The sequence below is a fragment of the Thermofilaceae archaeon genome (assembly GCA_038731975.1).
Classification (GTDB): domain Archaea; phylum Thermoproteota; class Thermoprotei; order Thermofilales; family Thermofilaceae; genus JANXEW01.
The window spans coordinates 1-9,216 of the sequence record JAVYQJ010000032.1 but is presented as its reverse complement, the minus strand read 5'-3'; the positions used below and the strand labels follow the sequence as shown (position 1 = coordinate 9,216).

General features: G+C 62.7%; 12 protein-coding genes. 9 read left to right on the top strand and 3 right to left on the bottom strand.

The window, feature by feature from the left end; genetic code table 11:
- The 3 genes from QXF46_08425 to QXF46_08415 all read left to right on the top strand — a co-directional run.
- The coding region (locus tag QXF46_08425) for a mechanosensitive ion channel (protein MEM0226882.1) at positions 1 to 729 on the top strand (729 nt) is incomplete at its 5' end.
- Between the two features lie 96 nt (positions 730 to 825).
- Positions 826 to 1,821 (top strand): carbohydrate kinase family protein, encoded by a 996-nt coding sequence (locus tag QXF46_08420; GenBank protein ID MEM0226881.1) that lies wholly within the window; start codon positions 826 to 828, stop codon positions 1,819 to 1,821.
- An 11-nt stretch (positions 1,822 to 1,832) separates the two neighbouring features.
- Complete coding sequence (locus QXF46_08415) at positions 1,833 to 3,227, top strand: hypothetical protein (protein ID MEM0226880.1); 1,395 nt, start codon at positions 1,833 to 1,835, stop codon at positions 3,225 to 3,227.
- On the opposite strand, the gene QXF46_08410 is transcribed toward QXF46_08415, so the two are convergent.
- Positions 3,224 to 4,636 carry a transglutaminase-like domain-containing protein gene (locus QXF46_08410; GenBank protein ID MEM0226879.1) on the bottom strand — a complete coding sequence of 471 codons (1,413 nt, stop codon included), beginning with the start codon at positions 4,634 to 4,636 and terminating at the stop codon, positions 3,224 to 3,226. The two genes, QXF46_08415 and QXF46_08410, sit on opposite strands and share 4 nt — an antisense overlap.
- 62 nt (positions 4,637 to 4,698) lie before the next feature.
- On the opposite strand from QXF46_08410, the gene QXF46_08405 reads away from it, so the two are divergent.
- The 3 genes from QXF46_08405 to QXF46_08395 are packed head-to-tail and all read left to right on the top strand — an operon-like array spanning position 4,699 to position 6,610.
- Positions 4,699 to 5,055: a hypothetical protein gene (locus QXF46_08405; GenBank protein ID MEM0226878.1), complete on the top strand. Its 357-nt coding sequence runs from the start codon at positions 4,699 to 4,701 to the stop codon at positions 5,053 to 5,055.
- Positions 5,056 to 5,087: 32 nt separating this feature from the next.
- Complete coding sequence (locus tag QXF46_08400) at positions 5,088 to 6,164, top strand: ATP-binding protein (GenBank protein MEM0226877.1); 1,077 nt, start codon at positions 5,088 to 5,090, stop codon at positions 6,162 to 6,164.
- Positions 6,165 to 6,199: 35 nt separating this feature from the next.
- Complete coding sequence (locus QXF46_08395; protein MEM0226876.1) at positions 6,200 to 6,610, top strand: hypothetical protein; 411 nt, start codon at positions 6,200 to 6,202, stop codon at positions 6,608 to 6,610.
- On the opposite strand, the gene QXF46_08390 is transcribed toward QXF46_08395, so the two are convergent.
- Together QXF46_08390 and QXF46_08385 are read right to left on the bottom strand one after the other, a co-directional pair.
- Complete coding sequence (locus tag QXF46_08390; GenBank protein ID MEM0226875.1) at positions 6,601 to 7,365, bottom strand: hypothetical protein; 765 nt, start codon at positions 7,363 to 7,365, stop codon at positions 6,601 to 6,603. The genes QXF46_08395 and QXF46_08390 overlap by 10 nt on opposite strands.
- A gap of 18 nt (positions 7,366 to 7,383) precedes the next feature.
- A complete protein-coding gene (locus QXF46_08385) occupies positions 7,384 to 7,734 on the bottom strand; it encodes an EamA family transporter (protein ID MEM0226874.1) in 351 nt (116 codons plus the stop codon).
- A 171-nt stretch (positions 7,735 to 7,905) separates the two neighbouring features.
- Between QXF46_08385 and QXF46_08380 the strand changes: the two genes are divergently transcribed.
- From QXF46_08380 to QXF46_08370, 3 genes are all read left to right on the top strand, one after another.
- Positions 7,906 to 8,094 carry a hypothetical protein gene (locus QXF46_08380; GenBank protein ID MEM0226873.1) on the top strand — a complete coding sequence of 63 codons (189 nt, stop codon included), beginning with the start codon at positions 7,906 to 7,908 and terminating at the stop codon, positions 8,092 to 8,094.
- Positions 8,069 to 8,521, top strand: coding sequence for a hypothetical protein (locus QXF46_08375; GenBank protein ID MEM0226872.1), 453 nt, complete (start codon positions 8,069 to 8,071; stop codon positions 8,519 to 8,521). Before QXF46_08380 ends, QXF46_08375 begins: the two co-directional genes overlap by 26 nt.
- 52 nt (positions 8,522 to 8,573) lie before the next feature.
- A partial coding sequence (locus QXF46_08370) for a glutamine synthetase beta-grasp domain-containing protein (GenBank protein MEM0226871.1) occupies positions 8,574 to 9,216 on the top strand: 643 nt, incomplete at its 3' end.

Genomic DNA, 9,216 nt, shown 5'->3' with positions numbered 1-9,216 from the left:
GGGGGCCTCAACCTGCTCGTGAAGTTCGCGGCTTTACTGGTCTTCCTCACTGCCTTGCTGTACGCTCTCTCGTTCCGGATCACAGCCGTGGCGGAGACCATTAAGTGGCTGGGCGAAGCGCTATCCGGGTTCGTCTCGACGCTCATCGCTCTCGTCATAGCGCTGCAGCTGAGGGACATCGTGGGCAACTACCTGGCTTGGTTCGTCATTAGAATAGCTAGCCTCGTTGAGCCTGGAGACTACGTGAGCTTCAGCGGGGAGATCTTGAAGTGCGTCAGCATCGGAGGATCGCACGTTCGTTTCGTCAACCCACTGGGCGAGGAAGTCTACGTCCCCAACCTGCGCTTCCTAATCGAAACGTTCAGGAAGAAGTTCAGCCGTACCACCACCGGCTACGTGGACATGCGCTTCACGGTCCCCTACTCAGTCCCCTACGAGCGGGTCAAGGCGGCTGTGACGAGGGTCATCAACGAGCTGAGCGAGAGCAACGAGGGGGTTCGAAGCTACCAGCTGCTGATAGCCGACCTCTCCAACTACGGCGTCGTCTACGAGCTCTGGATTAAGCCCGAGCACCCGGTCTTCCCTGCGGTTTTCCGGAGCTCAGCGATGGTGCTCCTGCAAAAGGAGCTTGGAGACCTGCTCGCCACTCCCATGCTCATCCAGTTCGCCGAGCCCGACAGCGGCGGCAGGAGGCTTGATCTGTCAGGGGAAGAAGCAGGGGATCAGTGAGGGGAGTAGCGTCTTCACGGGTCCGCCTGTCAGGGGGTCATCACTCGCTCAGCTCGATAGGAGCACGGATTTAAGCATGCATCCTCTGCTTTCCCGATGGATGTTCTCGCGTGCGGCTTCCTAGTCGCTGACATCGTGGTTGCAGGCCTCGAGAGGATCGCCGCTCCGGGCGAGGTCGTTGTCGCCCCTCGAGGGATTGTCCTCTCCGTGGGAGGGCACCCGGCAAACGTGGCTATCGACCTGGTGAAGCTCGGCTTGGAGCCGGACAGCGTGGGTGTGTGCGGGACCGTTGGAAACGACATCTTTGGGGAGTTCATCGAGAGGGTGCTCGCATCGTACGGGGTGAGGCTCTTCATCGAGCGCGTCAAAGCCCCCACGAACAAGAACGTGATCCTCGTGGTGAAGGGTGAGGATCGGAGGTTTCACGTGGAGTTGGGAGCGAGCAACCTGCTCCGGCCTGAGCTGATAGAGGAGCTCGTCGAAAGAGAGAAACCCCGCATCTTCTACCTCGCCAGCGGTATAACCGAGCTAGTCGATAAGAGGGTTGGAGAGGTCTTCAGGACCGCTAAGCTCACGGGGTCGTTGACCTTCGCGGATCTTGCTTCAAGCGGTAAGAGCCTGGACTACCTCGTGCCCGCAATGCCGTACATCGACGTGCTCCACTGCAACGACGCGGAGGCTAGGTTACTCACCGGGGAGGGGAACGCCGCTGGCGCAGCGCGACGGCTGAACGATATGGGCGTGAAAACAGCGTTGGTAACGATGGGTGAAAGGGGGGCTCTCGCGGCAACCAGCCGCTTCCTGCTCAAGCAGCCGGCCTTCAGGGTAGAGGTCGTCGATCCTACGGGGGCCGGCGACGCTTTCTGTGCCGGCGTTATCCTTGGTTTACTGGAGCGCGGTTGGCGCTCGGAGGAGCTCGCTCGGTGCGACTGGAGCGATGTCGCGCAGCTCCTGCTGCTTGGGCAAGCTGCGGGTGCAGCCGCGTGCACGGCACCCGGGACGACGGAGGGGGTTTCGAGGGAGAAGGTTGAAGCCCTTATCCGAGAGCAGGGCGCCGATCTCCTGAGGGCGACATCCGTGGAGAGCCGGTAGGGGTGAGAGGAATGCGCGGTTTCGTGCCGAAGGTGGGCTTGCTAGCCCTCGGCGACCCCCGCGAAGAGGTTCCCTGGCGCGAGGAGGAGGTTAAGCGAGCCGCCGCTTTAGCCGGAACGCTCCCCTCCTTTAGCGTTGATGTCCGCGCGGCTAAGGGTGTTTCGAGGAGCACCGTCGAGGTGAGGGCGGCGGTTAGCGAGCTGCTTGAGTGGGATCCGGACATGGTCCTCCTCTACGTGCCCATCTGGACCTACCCTTCGCTGACCGTTGAGGCGGCCGAGCTCGCGGTAAAGGAGGTTCCGCTCATCGCCGTCTACGGCGACGTCCTCAGCGGCCTGCTGGCTTCGGCTGGCGCGCTCGGGCAGGTGGGGATCCGCAGGTTCGTGCTCTGGGGGTCGGTGGAGGAGGTTGCAAGGAGGGTTGCCACGCTGGCTCGGGCTGCGATGGCCGCCAAGCGGCTGCGGGGCGCGGTTCTAGCGCTCATCGGGGGGCGGGCGCTGGGGATGTACACGGTCACTGCCGACCCCTCCCAGGTCAAGGCGCTGTTCGGCGTGGACGTCGAGCACGTCGATCAGCTCGAGCTGCTCAGAAGAGCTGAGAGCGTCGATGAGGGGCTCGTGGAGCGGCACTTCAAGTGGCTGGTGGAAAGGGTGGGTAGGGTGCACTACGACGGGAGGGTGCTGACCCAGGAGAAGCTGAGGAAGCAGGTTCGCCTCTACCTGGCCATGAAGGGCCTTGTCGCGGAGCGCGGCTTCAGCTTCTGCGGGTTGAAGTGCCAGCCCGAGCTCAGCGACGGGTACGTTGACGCCTGCGTAGCGGTGGCGCTGCTCAACGACCCCTACGACGCGGACGGGTTTAGGGAGCCCGTGGTGTGCGCCTGCGAGACGGACGTGGACGGCGCCCTGACGATGCAGGTGCTCAAGCTGGTCTCCGGCGGTAAACCGACGACTCTGATGGACCTCCTCGTCTACGACGGGGAAAGGCAGCTGCTCTACATGGGCAACTGCGGCGGCATGGCAACCTGGTTCGCTGAAGCATCGAGCAGCCCGGAGGAGAACTTGAAGAGCGTGCACCTCCTTCCGCAAGTGCAGGGGAAGGCTGGCGGCGCGGCGACGCAGTACGTCGCACCCGAGCTAACGCTGACCCTAGCCAGGCTCTACCGAGTGGCAGGCAGATACCACATGGTCGCAGCCCTAGCTAGGAGCGTCCGAGTCGTTAGAGAGGAGCTCAAGAGGAGCATCGAACCGTGGCCGCACATCGTCGTGCGCGCGAGGCCGGAGGGCGTGAGGAGGCTGGTTGAGACCGTGGGGGCGAACCACCTGCACGCCGTAGCGGGCGACTACCTGGAGGAGCTCAGGGTGTTCTGCGAGCTCAAGGGGGTCGACTTACACGAGATCGAGCTTTAGTCCACGGGCTCCTCGAGGCTCTCAACCTCGAGCACCTCCAGCTTGAAGTCCCACTTGTCGTAGTAGAGGTTTCCTTCCTCGTACTCAACTTCACCGCGCTGGCTATCGACGGGGTCGGAGCGGAAGTGCTTCTTCGGAGGGTCGAAGGGGTGGGAGATCTCGATGTTAGCGGCCAGCCTGTAGCCCTCGATGCCGCCGAAGTAGAAGCTCCTCCGCCACTCCTCGCCGTGCCTCGCACCACCGAAGCTGGGGTCGGCGTAGAGCCACCCGTACGGCTCCACGTAGAACTGGGCCCAATCGTGCATCCCCCAGCTCACCGGGTTCATGTACCACGCGGACTCCCACCTCGCCGGTACACCTGCGATGCGGCAGAGCGTTATGAAGAGGATCGCTTGCATACCGCAGTCGCCCCTCCTCTCCCTCGCTACGTACTCGGCAATGCAGTCGTACAGCGCGTAATCCCTGGCGTACGTGTACCGGACGTTCTCCGTTACCCAATCCCAGATTCTCCTCGCCTTTAAGTAGGGGTTCTCCTCGCCGCCGACTATTCGGCTGGCCAGCTCCCTCAGGTAGGGGGTGAAGACGATGTGCGGCGGCCTCTCCCGCGTGTACGCCTCGCACACCTCGCTCCCCTCGTCCAGGTAGGCTTCGCGCGGGTCAACTTCCACGTGGAACCCCCTCGCTACGAACTCGTACTCGATGAAGCAGCGCGCCCCCTCTCTCCCCTGTTCCAGCTCGAAGTAGGCAGTCCTCTGCGGGTGTTCCTCCGGCGCGATGCGTTTCGGTTGAGGCTCAGCCTTGAGGACGCGAACTTCCGGGTGGAGACCGGAAACTCGGGGTAGGGGGATCCAAACTCTCAACGTGCTGCCCACCGGAGCGGCGCCCGGCTTCACCACGACCTCCGCGCGAACCCTGTACTTGAGCGGGAGGACGTAGCCACCCCCCGTTCTGCGCGCCGCCTCAACCACCCTTTGCACCCTCTCCTTCAGCGCGATCCTCGCCGCCCACCCCCTCTCATCCCTACCCCTCTTTCTGCGCTGCTTCAGCTCGGGGCAGAGCCAGAAGGCGTTCGGCACGAACCTCCGCAGCAGCCTCACCTCACCGTCCAAGAGCGCGTGATCCAGGCAGCCTCTCGCGAGGAGCTCACCCATCTCCTCAAACCTCAAGTCGGGTATGGTCTTCTGAAGCTCACGAAAACCCTCCTCCAGCCCGTAGGGGAACTCGAACCTCCACCTGGCGATGCGGTCCAGCTCGAACTCCAGCCTCACCTTTCGCGCACCACCGCAGCTGGGGAGCAGCCTCCTGATCTCGTCCTCCGCTCTCGACAGCTCCCCTCTCTCAAGGAGCTCTCGAACGTTATCGGGCAGCGGCTCAAGCGTGAACCAGAGCTCGTTCAGCTCCGGGCGCACAACTCTGTGCGCCCGGTGTGCGGAAAAGCTTATCCTTTCCTACTGATTGGAAAGAGGGGGTTGTGGAGGGATTCGACCTGGAAGAGGCCTTACGCAAGCTGCTGGAGCAGCTGGAATTCCAGCCGGAGAAGGCGCTCGAGGAGGCTGAAGCTCTCCTCAGGCAGGCCTCCCGGAGGCTGCTGCAAGCCGCTGCTACCGCAACCAGCTTGGAGAGGCCACGGCTCCTCGACCTGGCCTTCAACCTCGAGAGCGTAGCTCGATCGATGAAGGCTGCGAGAATCCGCCTTAGAGCTGCGCGCTCGGATGAGGACGTGAGGCTCGCCCTATCGGATGCCCGGCTGGATCTGGAGGAGAGCTTGAGTTACGCGGCGCAGTCGCGCGATCTTCTTGCAAGGGGGGCCCGGCGGCAACCCTTATAACTTCCGCCCCGGAAGCAACTTCCGGGGCGGAAGTGCTCTTTGACCCTCGCCCGAAGACGAGCAGGAGGGACCTCTTCGACTTTGAGAGGGAGCTGGAGAGGCTGACAGGGCTCTTGAGCGAGCCGATGGTGGTCGTCTCGGGGTTGAGGAGGACGGGGAAGACCTCGCTCGTGCTCACGGCGCTCAACGAGGTGGAGAAGCCCTACGTCTACGTCGACCTGAGGGAGGGCTTTGCCTCCACAAGGGAGCTGTACAAGCTCCTCTCAAGATCCGTGAGCGACTTCCTAAAGCGCTCCTCAAAGTGGAGGGGTGCTGCCGAGCTGCTCCAGCGCCTGCTCTCGAGGGTGCGGGGCGTGTCGATCCTAGGCCTCGAAGTCTCGATCGCCTGGGCTCCCAGGGAGAGGCCCCTGATAGCGGAGCTCTTCTCCGCCCTCGACGAGCTGGGTGAGCGCCTGGGGGAGAGAGTGGTGGTCGTGTTCGACGAGTTCCAGAGGTCGAGAGGTAGCGTTGGCGTAACGCTCCACAGCGCCATCGCTCACTCCTACGACTTCCACGGGAACCTGACCTTCGTGCTGACCGGCTCGGAGATGGGAGTGCTTTACGGGATCCTCGGGGACGCGGGGAACCCAATCTACGGCAGAGCGTACGTCGAGGTGAGGACGAGGAAGCTCTCGCGCGACGAGTCCCTCAGCTTCCTGGAAGCCGGTTTCGCCGAAGCCGGTGTTGACGTTGATCGCGGGGAGCTCGAGCGCGTCGTTGACGAGCTGGACGGGATCATTGGGTGGCTCACCTACTACGGCTACCTCAGGTTGAAGGGTTCGCGGGGGCTGGAGGAAGTGGTGGCGAAAGCCGTTGAAGTGGCGAAGGGCGAGCTCGAATCCTTCCTCGCGACGAGGTTCAGCAGGAGGTATCGCCTCATCCTCAGGCTCCTCGCGCAGGGTGTTACCGAGTGGGGTTCACTCAAGCGGCGTCTGGAGGCGGTTGAAGGCAGGGAGGTGAGCGATCGAGCCCTCTACGAGGTGCTCCAGCAGCTGAAGAAGCACTCGATAATCGACGAGGAGAACAGGTTCACCGACCCGATCGTGAGGAGAGCTGCGGCAGAGCTATAGAGGAGCCGTTATAAACTACTCCCCCACGGTATCCCGTGCCCAACCTGGCCTTCAGGATCGATTCGATCAGGGCCGACAGGTACGGCTTCGAGGCCGTCCAGCAGCTCTCAGTTAACATGAACATTACGCTGGGCAAGCTGGAGAGGGTGGGGCAGGCATATGCTACGAGCTTCCTGATCAAAGTCGAGTACGCGCCACCCATCGCCTCCGTCGAGATCAAGGGGGCTGTGCAAGCGACACCGCTCAACGAGGAGGAGAAGAGCGACTTGGAGAAGGGGGTGGCGTCGGGGCAGCCTCCCCCGCAGCTCGTCGCCTCCATCTTCAGCTACGTGCTCCCCGTGCTCGCCCTCCTCACGAGGGAGATCGGGCTCCCCCCTCCCGTCCCCCTTCCACTACCGGCTCCGCAGCAGCCGGAGGGTAAGAAGCCTCCGCCCAGCTACGTCTGAAGAGCCCTCAGCAGCTCTTGGAAGTCGACCTTCAGCCGACCGCCGGGGGCGTTAGCCCTGTAGACAACCCTCAACCCGGCCTCCTCAGCCAGCCTGGCAAGCTTAACCGAGTAATCCGCGCTCAGTACGCTCGTCGTGAGGCAGGCAGCCGGCCTCCCTCCGCACTTGCCCGCGAGCGCCTTGAGGAACGCGGCCACCGGTGCAGCAGGTCGACCAGCCCAGATCGGCGAGGCGAGGATGTAGGCGTCGTAGGCGCAGGGGTCGAAGTCGACGATAATGTCGGCCCTACCGAGGAAAGTATCGAATATCAACCTGGGGTTCAGGTGGAGGGGTTTACTGTACTCCCTCCTCACCCTTATCTCGCGCACATCCACGTCCGCGCCCAAGCCCCTCAGCGACTCAGCCACCTCCGCGGCTAGCGCCCTCGTCACACCCGTCCTCGAGTAGAAGGCCAGCAGAATCCTCGGCTTGAAGCTGAACGCCCCCTCAAGCCTATAGCCGTGCGAGACGAGTTCGGCCACAACCCTGTACCTGCCCCTCGCCGGGGGCTTCCACTTCATCGCAAGGCTCCTGTAGCCCTCGCTGTCGGAGCGGGAGCGCCACCTCCACTCCTGGGATACGCCGCCGGGCCCCTCAATCCTAAGGTACCAGTCGTGCTCGAGGCAGTAGCACTGCAGCTCGGGCTTCAAGGACACGCACACAAGCACGCCGTCGTCCTCCTCAGCCACTCTGAGAGTGAGGGGTTCCACGGCCACCAGTTGCTTGACACTAATTTAGCTTAACGCTATCGAAGCCACGCCCATCAGGATCAGCGCGACACCCAGAACCTTCGCCAGAGTAACGCTCTCCCCGAAGAGGAGCCAACCAACGATTAGGGCTAGAGCGTAGTTCAAGCTGATGACCGGGTAGAGCTCGCTCAGCTCGCCGCGGCTGAGCGCTGCCAGCCAAGCGAGAGTCGATAGGGCGTACAGCGCGAACCCCGCGATCACCCTCCAGTCCAAAAGCAGCTTGAGGAGCGACGCCGCATCAAGGCTCATGCCGCGCGGAACAGCGTACCGCCAAGCGATCTGGCCCAGCAAGCCGAGAGCAGCTGACACTAAAGCCAGGAGGAAACCCGCCTTCACGCCCACCCCATCCAGGGGTGGTAAATAGCTGTTCCCCCGCGCTCGAGTCAACCCATAAAGCCTGGGATTCCTAGATTTCTTAGCATGCCAGCATTGCTGGTGAAGAACGTCCCGGAGGACCTGATGAGAGAGCTCAAGAGGCTCAAAGTTGAGCTGGGCTGCAAGACCTGAGTGGAGCTCCTCGAGAAGCTGGTCGAACGGCGGAGGGTCATCGTGGTTGAAGAGGCTGAAAGGACGAGGGGGGCTGTAGAGGAGTTCCTCGACCTGAGGGAAGCTGTAACAGCGAAGTGGGGTGAAGGCAGCGTCCTCGAGGAGTTCAGGAGTGCTAGGGGTCATGAAGCTGAAGCTACTGACTCTTGATGCATACGTGTTCGTGTCCGCCTTGAAGGCCGGCAAGGAGTACAGCGACGAGTGCGCGGCGATACTCCGCAAACTCCCGGGCAGGTTCATCCCGGCGGAACCGAGCATAGTTTACCAGGAGGTCTGCGAGGCTCTCGCGGGGAGAGTAGGGATGGATGTAGCCCGCAAAGCGGAAAGGTTCCTGGACTCCGTCCTGCATCCCGAGCTTCTGCAAAACGGCCTACACGCTCTACCGCCAGTAGGGCTTATAGCCGTTGACGCCCTGTACTTGAAGACCGCACTGGAGGCGGGCACCATACTCGTATCCCTGGATGGAAAGGACTTCGTCTACCGAGCGAGGAGAAACCCTCCCATCGAGGTGTGCCACGGTTCCAGGTTCCCTACTAACCCTAATTGTTCACGCGCCTCCAGCACGTTCGCCCTCTAACGTCGGTTTCAAGCATACGTTACAGCTAAATAGGTTAGACTGTACCCTTCACGTGCCCACGGTAGAGCCGCTGGATGTTTGGAGGATCCTGAAGGGGGCGGGCGTTAAACGGGTTCTGTACATCGTTGCCGACATTACCGGGAAGCCGAGGGGCGTATCCTTCCACATAGACGAGGCTAAGCGCGCTTTCAAAGAGGGTGTACCCTTCGACGGCTCATCAGTACCCTCCTACGCGAGGGTCCACGAGAGCGACGTGCTCGCAGAGCCGGACCCCTCAGCCGTCTACGTGGAGCCCTGGAGGAGGACGGCTTGGGTTTTCTGCCGCATCGCCGACCCTCCATCGGCTGCCGCGCGCGACCCGAGGCTCCTACTCGAGCGCGCTGTCGATAAGCTGAGGGCCAACGGTTACGCAGCCACGATCGGCATCGAGGTTGAATTCTTCCTCGTCCGCGTCGAGGGAGGCAGGGTGGTACCGGCCGACGATGGGTGCTACTTCGATGTTCAGCAGCCCCCGCTCAAAGTCGTGGAGCGCATAGAAGCTGCCGCGAGGAGGGCTGGGCTAGGGGGGTCAAAGGTGCACCACGAGGTGGCGCCGGGCCAGTACGAGTACAACCTGCCCCCGCTCGATCCCATGCGCGCGGCGGACAGCTTCCTCTTCCTCAAGCACATCGCTTCGACTGTGGCTGGCGCCCACG